Annotated in this window: 22 protein-coding genes, 1 tRNA gene and 1 pseudogene; 14 read left to right on the top strand and 10 right to left on the bottom strand. The window is 70.4% G+C overall.

The genetic code is table 11. The annotated features are described in order from the left end of the window. The first annotated feature begins 59 nt into the window (after positions 1-59). From proB to C4V41_RS54100, 4 genes are all read left to right on the top strand, one after another. Positions 60-1,178 carry a glutamate 5-kinase gene (proB, locus tag C4V41_RS54110; RefSeq protein WP_407670169.1) on the top strand — a complete coding sequence of 373 codons (1,119 nt, stop codon included), beginning with the start codon at positions 60-62 and terminating at the stop codon, positions 1,176-1,178. Between the two features lie 21 nt (positions 1,179-1,199). Next, the gene (locus C4V41_RS54105; protein WP_103963885.1) at positions 1,200-2,471 is read left to right on the top strand and encodes a glutamate-5-semialdehyde dehydrogenase; all 1,272 of its coding nucleotides are present in this window, start codon (positions 1,200-1,202) and stop codon (positions 2,469-2,471) included. 50 nt (positions 2,472-2,521) lie between these two features. Further along, on the top strand, positions 2,522-2,698 hold the full coding sequence (locus C4V41_RS63630) for a hypothetical protein (RefSeq protein WP_200824892.1): 177 nt from the start codon (positions 2,522-2,524) through the stop codon (positions 2,696-2,698). A gap of 82 nt (positions 2,699-2,780) precedes the next feature. Next, the gene (locus C4V41_RS54100) at positions 2,781-4,622 is read left to right on the top strand and encodes a serine/threonine protein kinase (RefSeq protein WP_103963884.1); all 1,842 of its coding nucleotides are present in this window, start codon (positions 2,781-2,783) and stop codon (positions 4,620-4,622) included. Between the two features lie 151 nt (positions 4,623-4,773). Here the strand turns inward: C4V41_RS54100 and C4V41_RS54095 are convergent, their stop codons facing one another. Beyond that, positions 4,774-5,805 (bottom strand): M48 family metallopeptidase, encoded by a 1,032-nt coding sequence (locus tag C4V41_RS54095; protein WP_200824891.1) that lies wholly within the window; start codon positions 5,803-5,805, stop codon positions 4,774-4,776. Positions 5,806-5,892: 87 nt separating this feature from the next. Between C4V41_RS54095 and nadD the strand changes: the two genes are divergently transcribed. The 6 genes from nadD to C4V41_RS54065 all read left to right on the top strand — a co-directional run bounded on the left by nadD (position 5,893) and on the right by C4V41_RS54065 (position 10,520). After that, positions 5,893-6,510 carry a nicotinate-nucleotide adenylyltransferase gene (gene nadD / locus C4V41_RS54090; protein WP_103963883.1) on the top strand — a complete coding sequence of 206 codons (618 nt, stop codon included), beginning with the start codon at positions 5,893-5,895 and terminating at the stop codon, positions 6,508-6,510. Between the two features lie 90 nt (positions 6,511-6,600). Next, the gene (gene rsfS, locus C4V41_RS54085; protein ID WP_103963882.1) at positions 6,601-6,996 is read left to right on the top strand and encodes a ribosome silencing factor; all 396 of its coding nucleotides are present in this window, start codon (positions 6,601-6,603) and stop codon (positions 6,994-6,996) included. Beyond that, positions 6,993-7,622 carry a histidine phosphatase family protein gene (locus tag C4V41_RS54080; RefSeq protein ID WP_103963881.1) on the top strand — a complete coding sequence of 210 codons (630 nt, stop codon included), beginning with the start codon at positions 6,993-6,995 and terminating at the stop codon, positions 7,620-7,622. Before rsfS ends, C4V41_RS54080 begins: the two co-directional genes overlap by 4 nt. Positions 7,623-7,828: 206 nt before the next feature. Beyond that, complete coding sequence (locus tag C4V41_RS54075; RefSeq protein ID WP_103963880.1) at positions 7,829-8,614, top strand: LysR family transcriptional regulator; 786 nt, start codon at positions 7,829-7,831, stop codon at positions 8,612-8,614. Positions 8,615-8,650: 36 nt separating this feature from the next. After that, positions 8,651-9,574, top strand: a complete 924-nt coding sequence (locus tag C4V41_RS54070; RefSeq protein ID WP_103963879.1) for an MBL fold metallo-hydrolase — start codon at positions 8,651-8,653, stop codon at positions 9,572-9,574. Positions 9,575-9,584: 10 nt separating this feature from the next. After that, positions 9,585-10,520: a fumarylacetoacetate hydrolase family protein gene (locus C4V41_RS54065; protein ID WP_103963878.1), complete on the top strand. Its 936-nt coding sequence runs from the start codon at positions 9,585-9,587 to the stop codon at positions 10,518-10,520. Positions 10,521-10,737: 217 nt separating this feature from the next. Here C4V41_RS54065 and C4V41_RS66470 read toward each other — a convergent pair. Beyond that, positions 10,738-10,866 (bottom strand): annotated as a pseudogene (locus C4V41_RS66470) (IS30 family transposase); the annotation flags it as partial. A gap of 546 nt (positions 10,867-11,412) precedes the next feature. Between C4V41_RS66470 and C4V41_RS54055 the strand changes: the two are divergent. Further along, positions 11,413-11,485 (top strand) — tRNA-Ala (locus tag C4V41_RS54055). A gap of 300 nt (positions 11,486-11,785) precedes the next feature. Here the strand turns inward: C4V41_RS54055 and C4V41_RS54050 are convergent. Together C4V41_RS54050 and C4V41_RS54045 are read right to left on the bottom strand one after the other, a co-directional pair. Next, positions 11,786-12,850, bottom strand: coding sequence for a glycosyltransferase (locus tag C4V41_RS54050; protein WP_103963877.1), 1,065 nt, complete (start codon positions 12,848-12,850; stop codon positions 11,786-11,788). Between the two features lie 514 nt (positions 12,851-13,364). Continuing rightward, positions 13,365-17,156, bottom strand: a complete 3,792-nt coding sequence (locus C4V41_RS54045) for a S8 family peptidase (RefSeq protein WP_146104174.1) — start codon at positions 17,154-17,156, stop codon at positions 13,365-13,367. Between the two features lie 243 nt (positions 17,157-17,399). On the opposite strand from C4V41_RS54045, the gene C4V41_RS54040 reads away from it, so the two are divergent. Next, the gene (locus tag C4V41_RS54040; protein WP_103963875.1) at positions 17,400-18,335 is read left to right on the top strand and encodes a GNAT family N-acetyltransferase; all 936 of its coding nucleotides are present in this window, start codon (positions 17,400-17,402) and stop codon (positions 18,333-18,335) included. A gap of 214 nt (positions 18,336-18,549) precedes the next feature. Here C4V41_RS54040 and C4V41_RS54035 read toward each other — a convergent pair whose 3' ends face one another. Then, positions 18,550-19,407 carry a hypothetical protein gene (locus C4V41_RS54035; protein ID WP_103963874.1) on the bottom strand — a complete coding sequence of 286 codons (858 nt, stop codon included), beginning with the start codon at positions 19,405-19,407 and terminating at the stop codon, positions 18,550-18,552. Positions 19,408-19,469: 62 nt separating this feature from the next. Continuing rightward, complete coding sequence (locus tag C4V41_RS54030) at positions 19,470-20,441, bottom strand: helix-turn-helix transcriptional regulator (protein ID WP_103963911.1); 972 nt, start codon at positions 20,439-20,441, stop codon at positions 19,470-19,472. 46 nt (positions 20,442-20,487) lie between these two features. Between C4V41_RS54030 and C4V41_RS54025 the strand changes: the two genes are divergently transcribed. Next, entirely contained in the window at positions 20,488-20,940 is a 453-nt protein-coding gene (locus C4V41_RS54025; RefSeq protein ID WP_103963873.1) for a hypothetical protein, read from the top strand. Here C4V41_RS54025 and C4V41_RS54020 read toward each other — a convergent pair. After that, positions 20,927-21,256: a hypothetical protein gene (locus tag C4V41_RS54020; RefSeq protein WP_146104173.1), complete on the bottom strand. Its 330-nt coding sequence runs from the start codon at positions 21,254-21,256 to the stop codon at positions 20,927-20,929. The genes C4V41_RS54025 and C4V41_RS54020 overlap by 14 nt on opposite strands. A 63-nt stretch (positions 21,257-21,319) precedes the next feature. Here C4V41_RS54020 and C4V41_RS54015 point away from each other — a divergent pair, with 63 nt between their 5' ends. Then, positions 21,320-22,120, top strand: a complete 801-nt coding sequence (locus C4V41_RS54015; RefSeq protein WP_103963871.1) for an SDR family oxidoreductase — start codon at positions 21,320-21,322, stop codon at positions 22,118-22,120. Here C4V41_RS54015 and C4V41_RS54010 read toward each other — a convergent pair. Genes C4V41_RS54010 through C4V41_RS54000 form a run of 3 tightly spaced genes read right to left on the bottom strand, consistent with a single transcriptional unit; the run spans position 22,117 to position 25,174 of the window. Continuing rightward, positions 22,117-22,590, bottom strand: coding sequence for a hypothetical protein (locus C4V41_RS54010; RefSeq protein WP_103963870.1), 474 nt, complete (start codon positions 22,588-22,590; stop codon positions 22,117-22,119). The two genes, C4V41_RS54015 and C4V41_RS54010, sit on opposite strands and share 4 nt — an antisense overlap. 43 nt (positions 22,591-22,633) lie before the next feature. Then, positions 22,634-24,430 carry a Na+/H+ antiporter NhaA gene (gene nhaA, locus C4V41_RS54005; protein ID WP_103963869.1) on the bottom strand — a complete coding sequence of 599 codons (1,797 nt, stop codon included), beginning with the start codon at positions 24,428-24,430 and terminating at the stop codon, positions 22,634-22,636. 60 nt (positions 24,431-24,490) lie between these two features. Beyond that, positions 24,491-25,174: a GAP family protein gene (locus C4V41_RS54000; RefSeq protein ID WP_103963868.1), complete on the bottom strand. Its 684-nt coding sequence runs from the start codon at positions 25,172-25,174 to the stop codon at positions 24,491-24,493. Positions 25,175-25,218 lie beyond the last annotated feature (44 nt).

Here is a 25,218-nt window from a genome sequence, read left to right as displayed (position 1 = left end):
TGCACTGATGCAGTCAATGTAGCGATATTGCGGGGTGGTGAGCCGATAGGCTGCCAGGCGTGCGGGAACAGATCAGCTCAGCGTCGAAGGTCGTCGTCAAGGTCGGCTCCTCCTCGCTCACCACCCCCCAGGGCATGATCGACGTCGATCGCGTGGACGCCCTGGTGGACGTGCTGGCGGCACGGCGGCGTACGGGGACGCAGATCGTCCTGGTCTCCTCCGGAGCCATCGCGGCGGGCCTCGGGCCGCTCGGGCTGAGCGCGCGACCACGTGACCTGGCCACCCAGCAGGCGGCGGCGTCCGTCGGGCAGGGCGTGCTGGTCGCCCGCTACACCTCCTCCTTCGCCCGCTACTCGCTGCGCGTCGGCCAGGTGCTGCTGACCGCCGACGACATGATGCGCCGCGCCCACCACGCCAACGCCCAGCGCACGCTGGCGCGGCTGCTGGAGCTGGGCATCATGCCCATCGTCAACGAGAACGACACCGTGGCCACCGACGAGATCCGCTTCGGCGACAACGACCGGCTGGCGGCGCTGGTGTCGCACCTCATCCACGCCGACGCCCTGGTGCTGCTGTCGGACGTGGACGCGCTCTACGACGGCCCGCCGAGCCGCACCGGCTCGCGGCGGCTGGCCGAGATCCGCGGGCCAGAAGACCTGGCCGGCGTCGAGCTGGGCAAGAACGGCGCGTCGGTCGGCACCGGCGGCATGGTGACCAAGGTGCAGGCCGCCAGGATCGCGACCGGCGCAGGGGTGCCCGTGGTGCTCACCGCGGCCGCTCACGCCGCCCAGGCGCTGAGCGGGGCCGATGTGGGCACCTACTTCCATCCCGGCGGCCGGCATCCCGGCACGCGGCTGCTGTGGCTCGCGCACGCCACCACCGGGCGCGGCCGCCTCCACCTCGACCAGGGCGCGGTGGAGGCCATCGTGGGGCGGCGCAAGTCGCTGCTGCCGGCCGGGGTGACGTCCGTGGAGGGCGAGTTCGCGGCCGGTGACCCCGTCGACCTGTGCGGGCCGCAGGGCCTCGTGGTGGCCCGCGGGCTGGTGAACTTCGACGCCACCGAGATTCCCGGCCTGCTCGGGCGCTCCACGAAGGAGCTGGCGAGCACGCTCGGTCCGGAATATGAACGCGAGCTGATCCATCGCGACGACATGGTCATACTGGAAGCCCACAGCTGAAGCCCGAAGAGGGAGCGCGCGATGTCCGAAGAGTTCCTGAAGGTCGCCCGTGCGGCACGAGAGGCCGCCGCCGAGCTGGCCCCGCTGCCGCGGGCGCCTAAGGACCGGGCGTTGCGCACGGTCGCCGACGCCCTGGTCGCGCACGCCGCGGAGATCGTCGAGGCCAACGCCAAGGACGTCGAGCAGGCCAGGGCGCAGGGCACGGCCGAGGCGATGATCGACCGGCTGCGGCTCGACGAGGCCAGGATCGCGGCCATCGCCGAGGCCGTGCGGCAGGTGGCCGACCTGCCCGACCCGGTCGGCGAGGTCGTACGCGGCTCCACGTTGCCCAACGGGCTTGAGCTGCGCCAGCTCAGGGTGCCGCTGGGCGTGATCGGGATCATCTACGAAGGCCGGCCCAACGTCACCGTCGACGCCGCGGCGCTCTGTCTCAAGAGCGGCAACGCCGTGCTGCTGCGGGGCTCGTCCAGTGCCTACTCCTCCAACACCGCCCTCGTACGGATCATGCAGGAGGCGCTGGCGGGCACCGAGGTGCCCGCCGGGGCCGTCCAGCTCGTGCCCGGGCAGACCCGTGACTCGGTCAAGGAGCTCATGCGGGCCCGCGGGCTGGTCGACGTGCTGATCCCGCGCGGTGGCGCGTCGCTGATCAACTCGGTGGTCGAGGAGTCCACGGTGCCGGTGATCGAGACGGGCGTCGGCAACTGCCACGTCTACGTCGACGCCGAGGCCGACGTCGAGCTGGCCGTGCAGATCCTGGTCAACGCCAAGGCGCAGCGGCCGTCGGTGTGCAACGCCGCCGAGACGTTCCTCGTGCACGAGGGCATCGCCGACGCTTTCGTGCCGCGCGCGCTGACGGCGCTGGCGGAGGCGGGCGTGACCGTGCACGGCGACGCCCGGATCGCCGGATACGGTGAGGTCGTGCCCGTCACCGAGGACGACTTCTACGCCGAATACCTCTCGCTCGACATCGCCGCCGCCGTCGTCGGCTCGCTGGAGGACGCGGTGGCGCACATCAGGCGCTACGGGTCGGGTCACACCGACGCCATCGTCACCCGTTCGCAGCGGGCCGCCCGCCGGTTCGTCGCGCTCGTCGACTCGGCGGCCGTGGCCGTCAATGCTTCGACCAGGTTCACCGACGGAGGGGAGTTCGGGTTCGGCGCGGAGATCGGCATCTCCACGCAGAAGTTGCACTCGCGCGGTCCGATGGGGCTGCCCGAACTGACCTCGACCAAGTGGATCTATACGGGTGAAGGGCATTTGCGCACGTCAGAGGGTACGGTGGTGGCCGGTTAATCGGCGTGTCGGCCTGACCCGCACCGCGGGCCGTGGTTTGACTGGGAGACATGGAAATCGTCGTCGCCCTCGTCTTCTCGGCCGCGGTGCTGTTCGGTGCCGATCGGCTGCTGCTCTGGCTGGAGAGCCGGGGCCACGTCAACTGGCGCAGGAAAGGCCGCAGACAGCTGTCCGACGAGCCCACGGCAGGGCTCGACGCCATGCTGTCCGATCACACACGCCGATAAACCTTCGGCGTGCCTCAAGCGGCGATCCGCTTCCCGGCGCTAGATTTGTGTCCCTTATGGGCGCGCCGGGCGGGGAGGGACGGTGAGCAAGCTCGGCAAGGTCGGGCCGTACACCCTGGTCGAGCGGCTCGGCCGGGGCGGCATGGGAGAGGTCTACCTCGCCACCACCCGTCGCAGCGAGCATGTCGCGCTCAAGGTCCTGCACGACCTCGCCGAAGACGAGATGATGCGGGTCCGGCTGGAGCGCGAGGTTCGCGCGCTGCGCAGGGTCGAGAGCCCCTACGTCGCCAAGGTGCTCGACGCCGACCTCAACTGCGCCCGCCCCTACCTGGTGATGGAGCACATCGAGGGTGCCACGCTGCTCGACCGCGTCCGCCAGGACGGCCCGCTCGACGTGTCCCAGCTCGTGGACATGGCCCAGGGCATCGCCGCCGCCCTCGCGATCATCCACGCGGCGGGGGTCGTGCACCGCGACCTGAAGCCGGGCAACATCATCATGGGCACCGAAGGCCCGGTGCTGATCGACTTCGGCATCGCCCAGGTGCTCGACGCGACGCGGCTCACCATGACCGGCACGTTCCTCGGCACGCCCGGCTACACGGCGCCGGAGATCTTCGCCGACGAGAACGTCGACTCACCCGCCGACGTGCACGCATGGGCGGCGACGGTGGCTTTCGCGGCGACGGGACGGCCGACGTTCGGGCGCGGGACGGCCGAGGCGCAGATGTACGCCGTGCTCAACGGGCAGGCCGACCTCAAGGGCGTGCCCGTCGAACTTCTGCCCCTCGTCCGCGCGGCGCTCAACAGGGAGCCCGGCAAGCGGCCCACGGCGGCGTTGCTGGCCGATCGGCTGTCCCGGCTGGCCAAGGCCACGAACGCCACCGAACCGGAGACGCCGGGTGGTGACGGCGCGGCCGAGGAGGCCGGCAAGGGCACGACCGCCGTGCGGAGCAGGACGACTGAGGAGGCGGCTCGCGGGGAGGCCAAGTCCGCGCGCAGCAGGCCCAACGCCGTGCCGGCGGAGGGGAAGGTGCCGGCGCCGCGCGGGCGTACCGGGAGCCGGGCCGCTTCCGACGGGAAGACCACGCGGGGCCGGGCCGGGGCGGACGGGACCGGTGCGCGCGGCCGTGCGAGTGCGGATGGCGCGGCGGCCCGTGGTCGTGCTTCCGAAGGGACACCCGCGAGGGGCCGCGCCTCGGAAAGCACACCCGCGCGGGGTCGTGCTTCTGAAGGGGCGCCGGCGCGTAGTCGCGCGGAGGGCAAGGTGCCGGCGCCGCGGAGCCGTACCGGAGAAGGAAAGGTCACGGCGCCGCGGCAGCGGGCGGCGGCGGCCGTCCGGAGCAGGACCACGGTGGCCAGGTCGCAGGACCGGCGCAGGGCCGGGCTGCGCGGCGAGTCGGCCACCACGCTGCCCGCGGGCAACGGCGCGCTGCTGCTGCTCGCGGTGCTGGCGGTGCCGTGCGTGGTCGCCTCGGTGATCTGGCCGATCGCCTCGATCGCGATCACCACCGCGTTCGTGGTGCTGACCAGGACGTTGTGGATGGGCCACTGGATGGTCAGGAAGCGCAGCTCACGGCGCACACGGGTGGCGCTGCGCGTGCTGTCGTTCCCGCTCGCGCTGACCGGAGCCGCGGCGACCGCCGTCGTGTGGCCGGGCGTGCCCGTCGCGGTGGCGTCGGGCGGTGCGCTCTGGGCTACCGGCGGCGGTCAGATCGCGACCGACTGGTGGATGCAGCCCGCGCCTGTGACGGTGGCGGGCGTGGTGTTCGGGATGCTGTGCGGTGGCATCACCGGGCGTGAGATCGAGCGGATCGGGCATCGGCTGCCCGACCTGCGGAGGGAAGGGCTGCGCGCACTGGCCGTGCTGGGCGGATTCGTCGCCCTGTGCGCGGCCGCCGTGCGCGCCATTGCCCTCCTGCTCTGACCCGCCGCTGTCCGGACGGCGGGCCACTGCGGCTGATCAAGCGGATCGGCCGCACTTCGGATGGCGGAGGAGCCCTTGCGGCCCCGGCCGCTCAGCCGGCGGCGGGGCCACTGCGGCTGATCGTGCGGATCGGCCGCGGATGGCGCTTCGATCAGCTCTGGCCGCCGTCGCGGCGAGAGAAGCGGTTGAAGATGCGCTCGCCCGCGTTGACCGCGCCCTCGGCCACGTCGCGCAGCACCCCGATGAACGGGTCCTGCGACTGCGACCAGGACGCGCGGTAGGACTCGGCCGCCGCCTTGATCTCGTCGGTCACTCTCGCGTTGGGGTCGTCCTCCCTGCGGGGGTAGTCGCCGCCCAGGATGCGGTCGTACTCGCCGCTGCGCTGCCACTTGTCGAGCTCCGCCACGCGCACCACCGCGAACGGGTGGGTGGTGCCGAGCAGGTTGAGCACCTTGAGGAAGCCGTCGCGCAGGTCGCCCGCGGTGTCGTATTCCTGGTACTGCTCCAGGAACGCCTCGATGTTCATCTCGTGGGTGTAGTCGCCGCCGGCGAGCTTCATGAGCGCGCGCTTGGCCGAGTCGGGGTTCTGCCCGGTGAGCAGGCCGCCTCGGTCGGAGGACAGTTCGGACTTGCGGTACCACTCCTCCAGGCCCGCGACGATCGCGCGCAGGCCGATGTAGCCCAGCGGGATCCACGCGACGCGGGCGGCGAGGGTGGTGAGGATGTCGAGCATCGTCCGGTAGACCGCGTGCCCCGACAGGATGTGCGAGGTCTCGTGGCCGATGACGAAGCGCTGCTCCTCCTCGTCCATGAGGTTGAGCAGGCCGGTGGTCACGACGATGAACGGGTCGTCGAAGCCGATGGCCTTGGCCTGGACCCGCGGGTCCTGCTGGACGTAGATCTCGGGGATCCGGTGCAGGTCGAGGATGTAGGCGGCGTCTCGCCCCATGTCGTACAGGGAGCGGAACTGGGTCTCGCTGACGCGTACTGCCGAGGCCAGGTACATGAGGCGGAGGCGGCGCTCGCTGACGAGACCAGACATCTGCTTGAGAACCGTGTCGAACCCACTCAACTTACGCAGAGCGACCAGGGCGGACCGGTCTGCGGGGTGTTCGTAGGCTCGGGACGAGATGCCGGGCAGTTGGACGCGGTTGCGGTCCGGGGTGGTCGTCATGCCCGGCATGCTACGTCCGCAACGGAAGTGATGCGCGGACATCACCAAGGGGGGTGCCATCATGTTGAGGCGAAGCGTCCGCGTAAGGTCCGTTTCATGATGAACGCGCCTGGTGTGCAGGGGATGCGGCGAGTAGGTGTGATGGGTGGGACGTTCGACCCCATTCACCACGGTCACCTTGTCGCGGCCAGCGAAGTGGCCCACCACTTCCAGCTGGACGAGGTCGTCTTCGTACCGACCGGACGGCCGTACCAGAAGTCGGAGCGCCTGGTGTCGGCGCCCGAGGACCGCTATCTGATGACGGTCATCGCGACCGCGTCCAATCCCCGCTTCTCCGTGAGCAGGGTGGACGTGGATCGGCCGGGGCCGACGTTCACCATCGACACATTGCGGGACGTGGCCGATATCTACGGTCCCGGGACCGACCTGTACTTCATCACCGGCGCGGACGCGCTGGGCGCCATTCTGGGCTGGCAGGACGCCGACGAGCTGTTCGAGCTGGCCCATTTCGTCGGTTGTACGCGCCCTGGGCACACGTTGCACGATCCCGGGCTGCCGGCCGGAAAGGTGACATTGCTGGAAATTCCCGCACTCGCCATCTCGTCGTCGGAGTGCCGTCAGCGGGTGGCGGAGGGGGAGCCGATTTGGTATTTGGTGCCCGACGGCATCGTGCAGTACATCAACAAGCGGGGGCTCTATCAGGTCGCCGACTAAGGTACTCGTGCCGTAGGTGAGGGGTTTCGGCCTGGAAGGGTACCCTCAACATATAGGCATGCTGCCGACACAGGAGGACAGACCCGCATCGTGACCGCATCTGACAGAGCCGTCCAGCTCGTGCGCATCGCCGCGGAGGCCGCGGCCGACAAGCTGGCCGATGACATCCTCGCCTACGACGTGAGCGAACAGCTCGTCATCACCGACGCCTTCCTGCTCTGCTCCGCCACCAACGACCGCCAGGTCCGTGCCATCGTCGACGAGATCGAAGATCGGCTGCGGATCGAGGCCGACGCCAAGCCCGTGCGCCGTGAGGGCGAGCGCGAGGGCCGCTGGGTGCTGCTCGACTACCTCGACATCGTCGTGCACGTGCAGCACGAGGAAGACCGTACGTTCTACGCGCTCGAGCGCCTGTGGAAGGACTGCCCGGCCATCGCGCTGCCGGAGAGCGTCATGCAGGCCAACCTGCAGCGGGCGCGCACTTGAGTAAGCGCATCGTTTGTCTGCGGCACGGGCAGACGCTTTGGAACGTCGAGCAGCGCTTCCAAGGGCATTCCGACATCCCCCTTGACGAGACCGGCGTCGCGCAGGCCGCCAGGGCCGCGTCGCTGCTGGCCTCGCTGCGGCCGACGCTGATCGTCTCCTCCGATCTGCAGCGGGCCAACGACACCGCGCTCGCCCTTGGGCGCATCGTCGGGCTCGACGTGGCGGTCGACAAGGACTTCCGCGAGCGTGGCGGCGGGCAGTGGGAAGGGCTCACGCGCGACGAGATCGCCGCGCAGTGGCCCGAGGAGTACGCCGCCTGGGAGGCGCCGGACGGAGAGCCCGTCCCCGACGTGGCCGCCAGGGTCGCGGGTGCCATGCGCCGCTGGGCGTCCCGGATCGACGACGACGGGTTGCTGGTCGTCGCCTCGCACGGTGCCGCGCTGCGGCTCGGGATCTGCGAGCTGCTCGGGTTGCCCGAGGAGTTGTGGCCCGCGATCGGGGGGCTCGGCAACTGCTCGTGGTCGGTGTTGCAGGAGGGGCGACGGGGGTGGCGGTTGCTGGAGCACAACGCCGGCACCCTGCCGGAGCCGGTGAACAGCGACGATCGGCCCGATGCCGAGGTTTAGGACAGGTCGTGCGGCTCGGGGGCCGTACGTCTGCCGTGTGATCGACGTACGGTGGTTCGTGTGAACGATGTACGGCGGCTCGCTTGATTGGCATATGGCGGTTCGTGTGATCGGCATACGGCGGCGGATCTCGGACGAATAGGTCGGCGACAGACACCGACGGTGGCCTGGGACGGCAGGTCGCCGGCCTCGGGGGAGGTTCGCCGATGGAGATCCGGTCTTTACGCTATGCGGTCACGCTCGCGGAGGAGTTGCACTTCGGCCGCGCCGCGCAGCGGCATTTCATCGCGGCCCAGCCGTTCGGGCGGCACATCCAGCGCCTGGAACGTGAGGTGGGGCGGCGGCTGTTCGAGCGTACGAGCCGCCGGGTCACGCTGACCCCCGCCGGGGAGCGGCTGGTCGCCGAGGCGCGCAAGGTGCTGGCGGTGGTCGACGGGCTGGCGGAGCTGGCCCGGGCGGACGCGCCGCCGCCTCTCCGGGTGGGGGTGCTCGGGTCCGGGGTGGCGCAGGCCTGGCCCGTGCTCGTGGGCATCGTGGCGCGGCAGGTGCCGGAGCTGGTGCTCGAACACCGGGAGCTCGATCTCACCTCCCAGTACGAGGCCGTGCGGGCCGGGCGGGTGGACGTGGGGGTGGTGCAGTACGCGGGGCCGGTGGACGGGCTCGTGTTCGACCGGATGGCGTCCGGGGCGGCCGTGGTGCCGGTGCAGCCGACATATGCCGATATGGAGCGGCTCTTGGCGGAGCCTGGGGGACGGTCGGCCGGGTGTTCGGCGGCTGTCGCCTGGGCCGGGGCCGGGGCTGCGATTGGGTCCGGGGCTGTGGCTGTGGCTGGGGTTGGGGCTGCGCCTGCGGCTGAATCCGGGGCTGTGCCTGTGCCTGTGCCTGCGGTTGGGGCTGTGGCTGTGGCGACTCGGGTGGCCGACGGGAGGCCGGGGGTGCTGGCGTTCCGGCGGGCGGCGCGGCTGCTGGGGGATCGTAACCGTTCCCGTTGATGATCCCCGCGTGCGGTTCGTGGTGTCGTCGTACGCATGGAAAATCAACCAGCGGCGTTGTACGAGATCGTGCCCGGGGTGCACGCGTGGGTGCAACCCGACGGCACCTGGTGGGTCAACAACGCGGGGGCGGTGACGGGGGCCGACGGCACGGTCGTCATCGACACCTGCGCCACGGAGGAGCGTACCCGCCGGTTCTTGGGGGCCCTCGCCGCGGCCACCGGCGACGCTCCCATCCGGGCGGCGGTCAACACGCACCAGCACGGCGACCACACCTACGGCAACAGCCTGCTTCCCGAACAGGCGGTGATCGTCGGCCATGAGAGCGTGCGCGCCGGCGTGCTCGCGGACTTCGTCATCGACGGGTGCCCGCCGTTCTGGTCGCCGGTGCCCGACTGGGGCGCGGTGACGCGGCGGCCGCCGTCGCTCGTGTTCCGTACGGAGCTGACGCTCTACAGCGGCGGGCGGCGGATCGACCTGCTCCATCCCGGCCACACCGCGCACACGACGGGCGACGTGGTGGCCTGGCTGCCGGCGGAGCGCGTGCTGTTCACCGGTGACCTGCTCTTCCATGGCCTCACGCCGCTCATCCTGATGGGCTCGGCCGAGGGCGCGCTGCGGTCGCTGGACTGGCTGGCGGGCTTCGGCGCCGACCACATCGTGCCCGGCCACGGGCCGTTGGCCTCTGCAGCCGACCTGCCGGGCATTTTGGCCGACCATGAGCGCTACTACCGCTTCGTCCTGGACACCGGGCGGGCCGGGATCGAGCAAGGGCTGAGCCCGCTCGACGCGGCCCGGCGCGCCGACCTGCGGGACTTCGACGGCTGGGCTGACGCGGAGCGCCTCGTTCTCAACCTGCACCGCGTGTACGCGGACGCGGCCGGCACCGAAGTGGATCTGGCCGCCGCCTTCACGGATGCGGTCACCTGGAACCGCGGCCCTTTTCCGACGTCGGTGTGAGGAGGTACCGATGAGGTTCGTCACCTACGCCAGCTCCGCGGGCGATCGGGCCGGAGTGCTCGTCGCCGAGGAGGTGTACGCCCTGCCGCCAGGGGTGCGGCTGGTCGACCTGCTCGGCGACCTGCCGGCCGCCGGCGAGGCCGCCCTGCGCGATCCCGCCGAGGTCGTGCCCCTGGAGTCGGTACGCCTGCGCGCCCCCATCCCCGACCCTCCGACCGTACGGGACTTCATGACCTTCGAGCAGCACGTCGAGGGCGTGGCCAAGCTGATGGGGGCGGCGGTGCCCGAGCAGTGGTACGCGGCTCCGTCCTTCTACTTCACCAACCCCTATGCCGTGATCGGGCCGCACGACGACGTGCCGGTGCCGCCGGGGTGCGGGGTGTTCGACTTCGAGCTGGAGGTCGCCGCGGTGATCGGGCGCGGCGGGCGGGATCTGGGCGTCGAGGAAGCGGAGGCGCATATCGCCGGATATACGTTGATGAACGACTGGTCGGCCCGCGACATCCAGCTCGCCGAGATGGAGGTGCGGCTGGGGCCCGTCAAGGGCAAGGACACGGCCACGACGCTCGGACCGGTGCTGGTCACGCCCGACGAGCTGGCGCCTTATCGGGCGGGTAACGCCTTCGACCTGTCCATGACCGCGGCGGTCAACGGGCTGACCGTGGGCGGGGACCGGTGGAGCAACATGGCGTTCTCCTATCCGCAGATTATCGCGTACGCGTCCCGAGGGACCGAGGTGCGGGCCGGGGACGTGCTCGGTTCCGGGACATGCGGGGGCGGGTGCCTGGCCGAGCTGTGGGGGCGGCTGGGGTTCGAGGCGCACGCGCCTCTGGCGCCAGGCGACACGGTCACGATCAGCGTGGACCTGCTCGGCGTGCAGCGGTCCCGGGTCGTGGAAGGGCCGGAGCCGGTGGAGGACGATCTGAGGGCATTGCGTAGTCCTTGAGGGTGGCTGTGTGGTCCTTGAGGCAGATGGCGGTGGCGGCGCGCTCGGTCATGCGTTTGATCAGGCTTTTTCCTGATATGTACGGCAGCGGGCGCATGATCTGGTGGCGCCGCCAGATGTGGGATCTCTTCTGGGGGACGAGGAACTTGTCGGCGTCTTGGGCTTGGCGCTGACAGCTCGGGTGGATTCCAGCGATCTTCGCAACACGTGACCATCCGACTGTTGCAACGAGCTTGGCGAACAGCTCGGCGGGTGCTTGCCAGCCGAGAGTCTTGCGGGGGCGGTTGTTGAGTTCGGCAGCAACGAGGGCGAGATCCGCGGCGGTGTAGACGGCCGGCCCCGTGCCCATGCCGCCCAGCCCCGGTTGGTGGTCCGGATATGCCGTGGCGGCTCTGGTGGCCAGGGTGCAGGAGGGGGCTTTGTGGTGGTTGGGGGGGCGGGTGGCTGTGGTCGCTTCGAGGCGACAGGGGGCGGCGTTGGCGATCAGGGTGTGGTACGGCGGCTTCGGTGGTCAGGGCGTGGAAGGACGGCTCCGGTGGTTGGGCGGTGAGGGCGGTTGTGGTCGCTGGGGCGGCAGGGGGCGGAATGGGGTTAGGGCGCTGGCGCGGTGGCTTCGGTGGTCAGGGCGTGGAAGGACGGCTCCGGTGGTTGGGCGGTGAGGGCGGTTGTGGGCGCTGGCGCGGTGGCTCCCGTGGGCAGGGCGCGGCATGGTGGTTCTAGCTAGTTGAGGTAGGGCGCGGTGGCTCTGGTGGTTTGGGTAGGCAGCTCTGAGAACCAAGGTGTGGGCGTGGCTGCGGTGGCCAGGGAGTGGGGGCGGTGCGATTAGGTGAATGCGGGCAGATGGCTATATGCTCTCGGAGCGCCGCAACGGGTGGACTCGAAGCGGTGACCAGGGGCTATGGCGCAGTTGGTAGCGCGCCTCCATGGCATGGAGGAGGTCTGGGGTTCGAATCCCCATAGCTCCACCTCTGGTAACACACGGCTGGGCGGGGTTTGACCCGTCCAGCTTTTTGTTGTCCGTCCTTTCCGGGCTTCGCCTAGGTTCTGCGGTGGCTTCTCGATGGTCTGGATGGCGATGGCTGTCAGGGTGAGGCCCTCGGTCATCAGCCTGTGGCCGCTGAAGTGGGTCGGGCGGCCAGGGCCGTGGATCACGATCTCTGTATCGGGGATGCCGAAGGTCTGTGGATGGGTCGTCCTCTGGGAAGTGGGTGGGTCGCCGAAGTTCTTGGCGGTGGCGACCCGTGTGGCCGATCATCGGGGTGTTGTCATCGGCCTTTTTCGTAGATCAGGAGGCCGCGTGACAGGTGTAGGGGGACCATGATGAGCTCGACCAGTAGGGCCTTCCAGGCGTAATAGAGGTTGACGGCCTTGTTGAGGTAGACGAAGGGCAGGTTGAGCAGGACGCGGGCCACCGGGAGGCGGCGGCGTCTGGCGGCGTAGAGGAGGGCGGGGACGGTCAGGAGGAGTTCGCCGCCGCTCCACCAGGCCAGAGTCGTGGTCACCGGTTCGTTGAGGCCGAGGGTCAGGATGAGCGGGGTCGCCCACCAAAGTGGGGCCAGGAGGATCTCCAGGAGGGCCACGATGATCCAGGTGGCCAGCATGGGCTTGCGGGTGAGCAGGCGAGGGAGATGGAGGCGGACGTTCTGCATGAAGCCCGCCATCCAGCGCCACACCTGCTTGCGGAGGTAGGTGAGGGTTTCCGGGTCGGCGGCCCAGGCCACGGCGTCGGACACGTAGACGGCTCGGTGGCCGTCGAGTTGCCGGCTCCAGGTGTAGTCCATGTCCTCGACGATCGTGCGTTCGGGGAAGCCGCCGTTTTCGGCCAGTGTCGTGCGTCTGAAGACCGAGCAGCAGCCTGAGCAGACCATGGGGCTGTTGGCCAACTGCTGGATCGGGCGGTGCCAGTGGAAGCCGAAGAGGTATTCGGTGGATCTGCCGCGCTCCCACGGGGTGCGGGTGAAGCGGGTTTGGACGTTGCCCGCGGCCACGTGGACGTTCGGGTCGTCGAAGACCGGTTTGATGCGTTCAATGTAGTCGGGGGCGAGCACGGTGTCGGCGTCGACGGCCAGGACGAGGTCCGTGGTGCAGTGAGGGAGTGCGTGGTTCTGGGCCTTGGCCTTGCTGCCCAGATTTTGGGGTGGGCGCAGGACCGTCACGCCGTAGGAGGCGGCCACCTCGCCTGTGCGGTCCGTGGAGCCGTCGTCGATGACGATGATCTCGTCTGGGGGGATCGACTGGGCCTTGAGGGAGGTCAGGGTGGCGGGCAGGCCCTGTTCCTCGTTGTGGGCGGGGACGATGACGGTGAGGGATGGGGAACCTGTCGTGCTCATCTGCGTCGTCCCTTCAGCTTGAGGGCTATGAGGGAGATCAGTCCGACTGTGGCGTAGATGATCAGGCTGAATCCCAGCATGGGCGGGCCTCCGGGCATCCTGTGATCCTTTCTGGGGAGGAGTGGTGGGGGCTGCGATGTGCGGTGTGCGGTGTGAGATGTGCGGCGTGGGTATGAGGATGCCGGGAGGGGCTGCTGTCGAAGACGGCCGAATACGGTTCTGTGGATGACCGGTGCGGTGGCCGGTGAGCCCTGTGGAAAAGGTTCCGCAAGAGACCTCTGTGAGGACTCTCCTGCGTGGGGAACTCTGAAGAGGACTTCTGCGGGAGGGTGCTGTGGGGAACGCCTGTGGGAGAGCGCTGCGGGGAACCCTGTGAGAGAGGGCGGTGGGGACTTCTGTGGGAGAGCGCTGTGAGGAGCTTCTGTGGGAGGGCTGTGGGGGACTTCTTCGGGGGAGTGTTGCGGGAAAGGAAAAGACGGCCAGGGAATGTCCCTGGCCGTCCTGTTTTAGAGGGTCAGCGTAGGCCGTACGCTCGGTCGATCGTCTGGGTGGTCGAGCCGCCCGCCCGGTCGGAGGCGGTGACGCGCAGGGACACGTAACCGCTGGTCTGGGCCAGTGGTGGATGGGTCAGGGTTATGAAATAGCGTCCGTCGGACACCGGGGTGACCCCGGCGGCCTCCTGCCAGCTTGTTCCGTCGTTCACCGAGTACTCCACCTTGGCCACAGTCGGCGCGCGCAGTTCGAAGGCGTAGCGTTGCCCGGCCGCGGCGCGGTTCAGGAGGTCGAGGGGCAGGTCGTAGGTGATCTGCGGCACGGGCTGGAACGCGCACGCCGTGCCGAACGTGCAGGTGTAGCCGTCGGGAGCGCCCGGGGACGGCGGGGTCGAGGTGAAGCGGGAGGTCGTGGTGACCTTTCTGGACAGGGTGCGGTCGGTGGTGTCGATGGTTTCCAGCCGGTACTGTCCCGCTTGGCCGGGCACCGTGAACGAGCGTGGTCGCCGGCCCTGTACCGGGATCTCCCGGTTTCCGATGAACAGCCGGGGCGACGAGGTCATCGGGCCCAGGCCGCTGTAATGACGTGGGTCCGAGTCGCGCCACTGCTCAGCGGGGATGAACCTGTCCCCGTCGCGGCACAGCGCGCAGGGCAGCTCGACCGGGTAATCAGCGGGTACGTTCGCGGCCCCGGGCACCAGTGGCGCCTTGAACCAGCGTTCCGCGCGCTGCCGTTCCTGTCGTGTGAACCGGTCATCCGAGCGCAGGTCCAGGCCCGCGTTCGTGATCGTGCGCGACCACACGACGTCGTTGGACATCGGGCCGAAATACTCGGTGCGGGCGACGGGCATGCGCAGCGACCCGCCGTACACCAGGCGTCCCGGCTCCTCGCCGGTCGACGACTCGCCGTACTCCCAGCCGCTGGTGTCTGGTTTGTCGGCATGGTACGCGGCGTCGACCCGTACCAGATGCACCATCTCCACCTTCGGCGGCTGGGCGGGCACCTTGCCCCGCGAGTCGAACCGCATGTGATAGACCACCTCAGGCCCCGCATACGGCTCCAGCCGCAACGACAGCGGCCCCTTGGCCAGCGCGGAGCGCACGGCCCGTCCCTCGGCCGCGGTCAGGCCCAGCCGCTGGAACGAGCCCCCGCTGGGTACCCGCGCCTGCCCGCCGTCCGCGTCCAGGAAGGCGAGGATGCCCGCCGCCCCGCGCCGTGCGGCGTTCGTCCCGGCTTCGTCCATCAGCGCGCCCGCGGTGACGTACGGCCGGTCCCCGCCCGCGAGCGGGACCCCGGCCAGGACGACCTTGCCGGTCACGTCCACGCCCGCGAAGTCCTCGGGCCGTCCCTGACCCACCGACACGATGGGATAAGTCGTGATGGTGGAGAGGTTGCGCATGGTGTCCATGTCGTAGGCCGGATCGAGGGTGATCTGCCCGGCCTTGGCGGAGGTGAGCACCGGTGGCTCCAGGTCCCACTGGTGGGACAGACGCACCTTGCCCGCCTTGACCGAGGAGACCGGCGACACGTACAGGTCGTGGCCGCCGCCTGCCGCGCCCCCGTACACGGAGATCGGCAGGGTGCGGTCGTCGAACGTGCGCACGTAGTAGGCGTGGCCGGCGCCGTCGGCGGGGTTCGGGAGGTCCGGCCTGATGCGTACCGTCTTGCGGGCGTCCAGGGTGACCGTCTGGTCGCCGTCGAGGGTGATGGTCTCGATCACCCAGCTACTGCGGTTGGCGATCCGGTTCTCGGGCAGGACGCCGATCACCTCGTAGTCACCGGCCGGGAGATGGAACTCGCCGGTGCCCGCGAAGTCGGTGCGCAGGTAGTAGTACCCGTACGGGTTGAACGGGTCCTCGGGGCTGTTGGGCCGCTTCAGCGGGATCGCGTACACGAGGGGCTCGGCCTGGTAGCCGGGGAAGAACTCCTTGGTGCCGTACGAGTTGACCAGCGACACCCCGAGCCGGTGCGTGGCCGGACCCGTGTAGTAGCTGAACGGCGTCACCAGCCGCGTGTCCCCGCCGCTCGCCGTCACCCAGCCGCCGTACGCGCCCACCGGGCCGGCCGCCGGGTCCACGGTGAGGTCCACCGTGGCGGTGCCGTTCGCGGGCACGGTGACGGTTTCGGTGCCGAGCCGGATCGCCCCGCCGGGAGCGGGCTTGCCGCTCCAGCCGCGCGTCACCAGCGACACGGACAGCGTGACCGCCGCCGCGCCGATGTTGCGGTACGTGACCTGCCGCGTGGCGGCCCCGCCGACCAGGCGGAAGTCCACCGCCGACGTCGCGAACACCGTCTGGGTCACCGCGCGCGCCACGTTCACCAGCCCGCTGCCCTGCTCGAACCAGTTGTGCCCGTCGTTGCGCTCGGCGGTCGAGGTCAGCGCGTCCCGCAGCTCGCCCGCCCGCCAGGCGGGGTGCTGCTGCGCCAGGATCGCCGCCGCCCCGGCCACGTGCGGAGTCGCCATGGAGGTGCCGCTGAACGTCGTATATTTGTCGCCGTCAGGAAGCCCAGGGAGCCCGGGCAGCGTGGAGTCGGCCGAGCGGGCGGCGACGATGTCCACGCCGGGGGCCACGATGTTCGGCTTGACCGCCGCGTCGTCCAGGCGCGGGCCCTTGCTGGAGAAGTCGGCCAGCGTCGTGCCCGTCGTCTTGTCCACCGCGCCCACGGCGAGCGCCTCGTCGGCAGCCGCGGGGACGCTGATGGTCAGCGGGTCGTACTTGTTGCCCGCGGCCGCCACGAACAGCGTCCCGTGCCGCTTCGTCAGCTCGTTCAGCGACAGGCTCATCGGGTCGGTGCCGTTGCCGCAGCAACTGCCGAGGCTCATGTTCACCACGTCGGCGCCCTGCGCGGCGGCCCACTCCATGCCGGCGATGGCCCACGACCACGAGCCGTCGCCGTTGTCGTCGAGCACCTTGCCGACCAGCAGTGACGCGGCGGGCGCCACGCCCTTGTAGGTCGCGCCCGCGCCCGCGATCGTCGAGGCGACGTGGGTGCCGTGGCCCTTCCTGTCGGCGATGCCGGCGGCGCCGGAGAAGTTCTCGGTGGCGAGGATGCGGCCGGCGAAGTCGGGGTGGTTCACGTCGATGCCGGTGTCGAGGACGGCGACCTTGACCCCCTTGCCGTCGTACCCCTTCTCCCAGCCCTTGGGCGCGCCGATCAGCGGCACGCTCTTGTCGAGGGACACGTGCGTCTTACGGTCCAGCCAGATCTTGGCGATCTCGCCGGTGGCCTTCTTGGTGGTACGGAGTCCGGTCCAGAAGGCGGCCGTCTCCCCGGTGGGCACGGTCATCGCGGCGCCGTTGACGCTGTCGAGCACGCGGACGTTCGCGGCCGCGGGCAGGGCGGCGGCCGACTTGGCCAGCGCGGACGGGGCCGGGTCGCCCTTGTAGGTGACCAGGAGGCCGATCGTGCTGTCGCGCTGCTCCCGCGCCAGGGTCTCGACGTCGAACAACTCCTCGTCGAGCGCGCCCGAGGCGACCATGGCGGCGGCGTCCGAGGGGAGGACGAGGTAGCCGCCGTCCCTGCTCGGCAGCGTGGCGAAGGTGACCTCCGCGCCGTCCGGCCTGGCCGCCTGCCGTCTGATGGCGACGGAGGGCGCGCCGCTGTTCCGTGAGGGCGTGTAGTCGATGACGTCGCCCGTGACGAGGGTGAGGGTCACGGGGGCCGGAGCCGTTCCCGCGGGTGCGGCGGTCGTGGCATTCGCGCCGGGTGCGGTGGCGGCGGTCGCGGCATGCGCGCCGGGTGCGGTGGCGGTGGCCAGCACGAGGGCGACGCCGGATAAGGTCGCGGCCACCCGGGTGGGTAAAGCGGACAAGGTATGCCCTTTCGGTCTGTTGGAAGCTCGTTCGGGAGCGCTCCCAAAATAGTCCGAAGGGGTATGCGTGTCCGGCTAATGATCAACCCGGCAAATGATCCTCAACGTTCCACAGATACCGCAGGCGAAAGTAATTTCCAATAGATCCGAGAAGGAGAAAATTTCTTTTCGAATCGTCTTGACCTGGGCGGTTGACACTGGGAAAGCTGTGGCAGGAGAGCCGCAGGTGAAAGGACCACCCCCATGGTCACTGTCCGCGCCTTCGCGTCCGGCGACGAGAACCCCTTGGTGGACGCCTGGAGTCGCAGCATGCCGGCCGACCCCGCCACGTCCGGCTGGTTCCGCGATTGCGTGCTGCTCGATCCCAACTTCGACCCCCACGGCCTGCGCGTGGCCGTGGCCCGAGATCGGGTGGTGGGCTGCGCGTACGCCGTCCGCCGCCGCGTCCCTTTGGCCCCCGGCACCGATCTGGAGCCGGACACCGGCTGGATCCCGTTCTTCTTCGTCGTCCCCGAGCACCGCGCGGGCGGGCTCGGGCGGCGGCTGGTGGAGGGGGCGCTGGCGTTCCTGGAGGGCCACAGCCGTACAAAAGTCGATTTTTCGTCTTATACGCCGAACTACGTGCTCCCGGGGGCCGACGCCGAGCTCTACCCGGACGGCTATCGGCTGCTCCAAGGGCTCGGCTTCCGGACCCTGTACTCGCCGGTGGCCATGGACAGGACCCTCGTCGGCTACCAGGCCCCGCCCGAGGCGCACACGCTGCGGGCCGAGCGGGAAGCCGAGGGATACACCTTCCGCAGCCCCACCACAGGCGAGCTGCCCGAGCTGATCCGGTTCGCGGCCGACGTCTTCAACCCCGACTGGGGCGAGGCGATCAGACGGCACCGCGACCCCGAACGCATCATCATCGCGAAAAAAGACCACATAGTGGCCTTTGCCCTGTACGCGGCCTACCGCGGCATCCCCGAACGCTTCGGCCCCTTCGGCGTCGGCCCCGGCCTGCGTGGCACCGGCCTGGGCAACATCCTGCTCCACCTCACCATGACCAGGATGCGCGCCGAAGGACTGCACTCGTCCTGGTTCCTGTGGACCGGCGAGACCAGCCCGGCCGGGCGGCTCTACACGAAGGCCGGCTACGAGGTCACCCGGCGCTTCCATGTGATGAGGCGCCAGGCATGACGCACGTCCTGGCGATCGGCGCCCACGCGGGCGACCTCGACCTACGGCCGGCGCCCAGATCGACGACGTGCTGCGGATCCACGCGCCGCGCATGTCCCGCGACGAGCGCACGGAGCGGACGGTGGAGGCGCGGCACCCGTACACGCGGTTGCTGCTGGAGCCCCGGCACGTACGGAACTGGACGACCGCCACTGGACCCACTGCTGGCAGGCCGTCACGCCGTGAGTGCCGCCGCCGTCAGCTCGCGCCACCAGCGTCGCCGGTCGGTGGCGCGGAGCAGGCGGTTGTGCAGGCGGTGCAGGCACTTGGCGTTGTGCGTGTTCACCACGAGCTCGTCGGCCGCCACCAGGTGGCGCAGCGGGCGGCCGTGGCAGGTGGAGCAGCCGCACGTACCCGGCCCGAGCCGCTCGACCGGCACGAACGCCAGCCGCTCCGTCACGAACGCGCTGCGCGCCCCGCCCCGCCGCCAGCCACCGCGCGGCTCGTGCGTGTCCGGATAAAGGTGCCGCAACACCTCACGCACGCCGACGGCGGCCCACTCCGCCCCGTACGCCAGCGCCGCCGGCGCCTCGACCCCCGCCGCGAGCAGCGGCAACGCCATCGGCAGGTACGGCGCCCCGTCCTCGACGACCAGCGCCACCGGCACCCCGTAGTCCACGACCGTCCTGGTCAGCGTCGCCCGGTCCTGGGTCAGCCATCGCGCGTGCAGGGGCAGCACCGCGATCACGCCCTCCCACCGCGCGGCCTGTTCGAGGATGGCGTGCAGGGATTCCTCATCCCCTTTGCCGATATATCCGGAATCGGTGAGTGGGGCCGTCACCCCCGACTCCACCTGGTCGGCGATCCAGTCGGCCGACAGCCGCGCCGTCCCCCGGACCCGCGCCGACCCCGCGTACCGCCGCCGATCGGCCAGCACGGGCCCGTCGTAGCCGTGCCGCCGCACCATCCGGACCGCGTCGTGCGCGGCCTGGCCGGTGAAGACCAGCCCGGAGCCGGGATGCCCGGCCAGCGCCACCGCGTCGTAGACGTCCCTGGCGCTGACCTGAACCAGCAGGCGCTCGTGGAGATCCATGGCGCGCGCTCTCTGAAGGCAGGGGATGTCCTAACACGAAATATCCCCACAAAGAGCGGTCTTCAGCGGTACCGAGCGGCGATCTCCCGCGCGGCGGCCCCCACCTGATCCCGCAGCTCGGCCGGGGAGAGCACCTCGGCCTCCGTGCCCAGCCGCAGGAACTCACCGAGCGCGTGCCCGATCGACTCGATCGGCACCGTGACCTGGATCCACCCCTCCTCGTCCGGCGGCTGCGCGCTCTCGTGGGCCGCCTTCACCGCCCCGGGCGTCATGAGATCGGTCAGCCGCCGCAGCCCCTCCGGCGACACCCGCGCCACCGCCTCGCCCCACCGCAGCCTGGCCTCGAACTCGGCCAGATAGCCCGCCCAGTAGGCGGTCAGATCGAACCCCTCCGCCCGGGTGAACCGCTCGGGCAGCGGATGCAGGTCGAGGATCTGCGACACCCGGTAGGTCCGCACGTCCCCCTCCGACCGCGCCACCAGATACCACCGACCGGCCTTGACCACCAGCCCGTACGGCTCCAGCCGCCGCTCCACCTCCTGCGGCGCCTTCCACCGGCGATAGCGGACCTGGATCCGCCGCTCGTTCCAGACCGCGTCCGCCACGGCCGGCAGATACGTCACCGGCTCCTGATCCCGATACCAGGTGGGCGCGTCGAGATGGAACCGCTCCTGGATCCGCCCCGCGCGGTCGCGCAACTCGACCGGCAGCGCGGCCATCAGCTTGAGCTGCGCCGCCGTCACCACCGCGCCCAGGCCCAGCTCGGCCGCCGGACCGGGCAGCCCCGCCAGGAACAGGGACTCGGCCTCGTCGGCGGTCAGCCCGGTCAGCCGGGTGCGATAGCCGTCGAGCAACTGGTAGCCGCCCTTCGGCCCCGCGTCGCCGTAGAGCGGGATGCCGGCGGAGTGGAGGGACTCGACGTCGCGGTAGATGGTGCGTACCGAGACCTCCAGCCGGTCGGCCAGCTCCTGCGCGGTCATCCGGCCGCGCGTCTGCAGCAGCAGCAGGATCGAGACGAGCCGGGAAGCGCGCATGAACACTGACACTACCTGTCAGTGGCCCGGGCCTACCGTCCTCCCCATGAACGACTTCGACTTCTTCGCCGGCCACTGGAACGTCCGCAACCGCCGCCTCGTCAAGCCCCTCGCCGGCAGCGACGAATGGGACGAGTTCCCCGGCCACTCGATCGCCACCCGGCACTTCGGCGGCGCGGCCAGTTTTGACGAGATCGAGTTCCCGACCAAGGGATCCCACGGCCTCACCGTGCGCGTGTTCAACCCGGAGACCCGGCAGTGGTCCATCTACTGGGCCAGCAGCCGGACGGGCGAGCTCGACACCCGCCCGATGGTGGGCTCGTTCGAGGGCGACCGGGGCGAGTTCTACGGCGAGGAGAGCCACGAGGGCGGGCCGGTGCGCTGCCGGTTCGTCTGGACGGTCATCGACGAGAACGCCTGCCGCTGGGAGCAGGCGTTCTCCGACGACGACGGGCGGACCTGGGAGACGAACTGGACGATGGACTTCACCCGAGTGTGACGGTCTCCGCCTGCAGCGCCCGCGACCCGGTGGCGGCGCCGCCGCCGCGTACGAACAGGATGGCCACCACGGCGATGGCCGCGATGAGCAGCACCAGCCCACCGGCCACGATCACCCACCACCAGCCGGACCGCGCCGGCTTCGCCTCGTAGAGGGGCACGTCGGGCAGCATGTCCGGCGTGTACGGGAGCCGCTGCGTGTACGGCGACTCCGGCGGGCCCTGCGAGGGCATCGGCTGGGAGTGCGGGTAGCGATGCCTGATCGTCTGGTTGGGGTCCGGTTCCGGCTGGTCGCGATTCATGATCCCCTCAGGCATGCTGCGGAGTTTCGATATACGTCAACATTGTCACACTTCCCCCTGCCCAGCCGTCCAGCTCCTATGACATCGGTACTTGTGACAGGCGGCAGCGGGCGGCTGGGCCGCGTGCTGCTGGAACAACTGGCCGAGGCGGGCCACGACGTGCGGGCCACCAGCCGTACGGCGCGCGCTTCCGGCGATGGCGTGCGATGGCTGGTGGCCGACCTCACCACCGGGCAGGGGCCGGCCGAGGCCGTGCGTGGGGCCGAGGTGGTCGTGCACCTGGCCACGGCTCCCTACAAGGGGCGTTACACGCGCGCGGTCGAGCTGGACGGGACGTCGGCGCTGCTGGCGGCGGCTCGCGAGGCAGTGGTTCGGCACTTCGTCTACGTCTCGATCGTGGGCGTGGACCGGGTGGCATGGGGATATTTCCGGACCAAGGTCCACGCCGAGCGCCTCGTCCGGGAGGGTGGCGTGCCGTGGACGATCGTGCGGGCCACCCAGTTCCACGAGTTCGTCGACCAGACGCTCGGGAGTATGGCCCGGTTCGGTGTGCTGATCGCCGACCCGGGGATCCCGGCGCAGCCCGTGGACGTGCGCGACCTGGCCGCCCACCTGGTGGCACTGACGGAACGCGGCCCGAGCGGCGGGACACTCGGCGAGAGCGGTCCTGACGACGGCGTCGAGGAGTTCGGGGGGCCGCAGGTGCTGACGATGGCCGAGCTCGCCGAAAGCTGGCTACGGGCGCGCGGGCTGCGCAGGCCCCTCCTACGCCTGCGGGTGCCCGGCGCGCTCGGCCGCGCCTTCCGAGCCGGCCATCTCACCACCAAGGCCAGGCCCGCGGGCGCGATCACCTGGGCCGACCATCTCAGCGGGCGTTAGCCCTGGTTGAACGGCGGCTGCCCCGGCTGCTGCCAGCCAGGCTGCTGAGCGGGAGGCTGCTGCGGCGGCTGCGGCTGGTTCCAGTCGCCCTGGGGCTGGTTCCAGCCGGGCTGCTGGGGCTGGTTCCAGGCACCCTGGGCCTGCTGGGCCTCCTGCGGCGGGTTGCGCCGGGCGATCACGCCGAAGATCAGCAAGCCCGTACCGACGACCTGGAAGAGCAGGCTGATCAGGTTGTACGCGACGATGAGGACGGTGTACCCGTCGCCGAACGACGAGACCAGTGACGGCAGGGCGATGCTGAACACCCCGCTGATGATCACGCCCAGCAGGAGCACGACACAGCCGGTCGCGCCCAGTACGGCCCCGCGGCCGTGCTCCTGCCGGCGCATGAACATCAGGCCGGCGCCGACCGCGAGCAGGCCGCCCAGCACGATCATGACCACGACGTTGATGAGGACGGAAAAAGCCATAGAGGAGACAACTCCAGGAATTAGGGAGCGAGACTTGATGACGCTATGACGACTGGCGGAGTTCTGCCACCGCCCTGCTGATCGAATCGAGATCCAGGCCGCCCTCGTAGCGCACGCCGTTCAGGAAGAGGGTGGGGGTGCCGCGCACGCCGCTCGCCTGGCCGGACTCCTCGTCGCGCCCGATTCTGGCGACGTGGCGCGGCACCTCCGACCAGGACCGGACGTCCAGCTCGGCGGCGTAGTGCTCCAGGTCGGCGTCGGTGAGGAAGCGCTGGTTGTCGTAGAGGATGTCGTGCATCTCCCAGAACCGCCCCTGATCGGCGGCGGCCTCGGAGACGATCGCGGCGGCCACGGCCCGCGGGTGCAGGGTGCGCAGCGGCATGTGCCGGAACACGTGCCGCACGTCGGGGTTCTTCCTGCGCAGTTCCTCCAGGATCGGGTGCAGCCGCCCGCAGTAGGGGCACTCGAAGTCGCCGTATTCGACGATGGTCACCCGGGCGTCCGCGGGACCCCGCACGTGGTCATCCGGCCCGACCGGCGAGGTGAGGAGCGTGGGCAGGTCTTCGGACGGCTCGGCGTCGGGCGGCGCGCACACCCCGCCCCGGTCCCAGGCCATCCGGAAGATGATCCAGCCCAGCAACGCCGACAGCAGCGACCCTGCCAGGATGCCGATCTTCGCGGAATCGTGCAGGCCGGGGTCCTCGAAGGCCAGCTCCACGATGAACAGCGCCACCGTGAACCCGATCCCCGACACGGCGGCCCCGCCCAGCAACTGGCCCCACACCAGGTTGCCCGGCAGGATCCCCCAGCCGAACCGCAGCGGCAGCCACGTGCCCAGCGAGATGCCGACGAACTTGCCCAGCACCAGGCCCAGCGCCACGCCCCACGCGACGGGAGAGGTGGCGGCGGCCCGCAGGGTCTCGCCGTCGAGCCGCACCCCGGCGTTGGCCAGCGCGAAGATCGGCACGATCACGTAGCTGCTCCACGGGTGCAGCCGGAGCTGCAGCCGCTCGTTGACGGAGACGGCCCGCTGCACGCGCCGCGTGGCCTCCCTGGCGGCCTGGGCGCTGGGCTCGCTGGTGAACTCCTGCACCGCCTCCCCGGCCAGCAGCAGTTTCTGGTCGGTGGGCGCGTACACGAAGACGAGGATCCCGAGCGCGATGCCGACGAGCGTCGGATGGATGCCGCTCTCCAGCGTGGCCACCCAGAGCCCGAACCCCAGCAGGATGTACGCGGGCGCCCGCCAGATCTTCAGCCACCGCAGCAGCACGATGGCGGCCAGCAGCGCGGCGGCGGTGACGAGCGCGGGCACCGAGATGCTGGCGGTGTAGAAGATCGCGATGATCATGATGGCCAGCACGTCGTCCACGATGGCCAGCGTCAGCAGGAACGCCCGCAGCGGATCGGGGCAGCGGGCCCCCACCACGGCCAGCACGCCCAGCACGAAGGCGGTGTCGGTGGCGATCGGCACGCCCCACCCGACCGCCCCCGGGCCGCCGAAGTTGAGCAGCAGGTAGAGCCCGGCCGGTATGAGCATCCCGCCGAGCGCCGCGACGGCCGGCACGGCGATCAGCCGCCGGTCCCTGAGCTGGCCGAGCCGGACCTCGTAGGAGACTTCGAGCCCGATGAGGAAGAAGAAGACGGTCATGAGCCCGTCGTTGACCCAGTGGCGCAGGTCCAGCGAGAACGCGGCGTCCCCGAACGACAGCCCCATCGGCGTGTGCCAGAACGCCTCGTAGGTGCCGGCCCACGGCGAATTCGCCCACAGCAGGGCCAGCACGGTGGCCCCGAGCAGCACGGTGGTGCTGCCGGCCTCGGTCCTCAGGAACGCCCGCAACATCGAAGATCTCCCCCCGGAGATCCGATCTTAGAGCCCTCGTCTGATCACCCTGCGTCGCGGTCAGGTGAAGAACAGATAGACGGCCGCGTCGCGGGCGATCAGGAACCCGACGATCGCGATCGCCCAGCTCACCGCCGACGCCGAATGCTTGGCCAGCCAGGCACGGAACCGCTCCAGCTTGGGCTCCAGCCAGTCACCCGCCACGCCGCGCAGCGCCATGAGGGCGAGCGGCGGCAGGATCATGACCAGCACGTACGCCGCCAGCAGCGGCAGCCACCGCCCGATGGCCAGCCCGGAGGTGGTCATGATGCCGATCGCGGCCAGATAGGGCACCATCGTCGCCACTTCCAGCGCCCCGGCGGTCAGCCCGAGCAGCACCATCACCCGGGGCCCGCCCACGCGCGGCTCGAACCGGCGCTCCGGCAGGCCCCGCTTGGCCCGCCACTTCGGATCGAACCGCCAGCTCAGCAGGAACAGCCCCACGCCCAGGGCCAGTTGCACCATGTAGGCGGGCCGGCTGCGCAGCGCGTCACCGAACTGCTCCATCACCGTCGACAGCCCCAGCATGAGCGCCACGCCCACCAGGAAGTAGAAGCCCGCCACGGTGGCCAGGTAGATCAGCAACCGCGACGTCCGCGACCGGTCCGAGGACAGCAGCAGGTAGACGGGGATGCCGAGGGTGCCGAAGCTGGTGCTGTCGACGATCGCCAGGGCGGCGAGGGTGAGCAGCAGTCCGATGGTCATGTACCGATGATGTCGGGCGTGAGCGGGTGCCCACCTCCTCCGGC

Origin of the sequence: Nonomuraea solani (genome assembly GCF_900108335.1) — a bacterium.
Taxonomy (GTDB): domain Bacteria; phylum Actinomycetota; class Actinomycetes; order Streptosporangiales; family Streptosporangiaceae; genus Nonomuraea; species Nonomuraea solani.
Note: the sequence above shows the minus strand (reverse complement) of the source record. Positions and strands in the feature narration are given on the sequence as shown.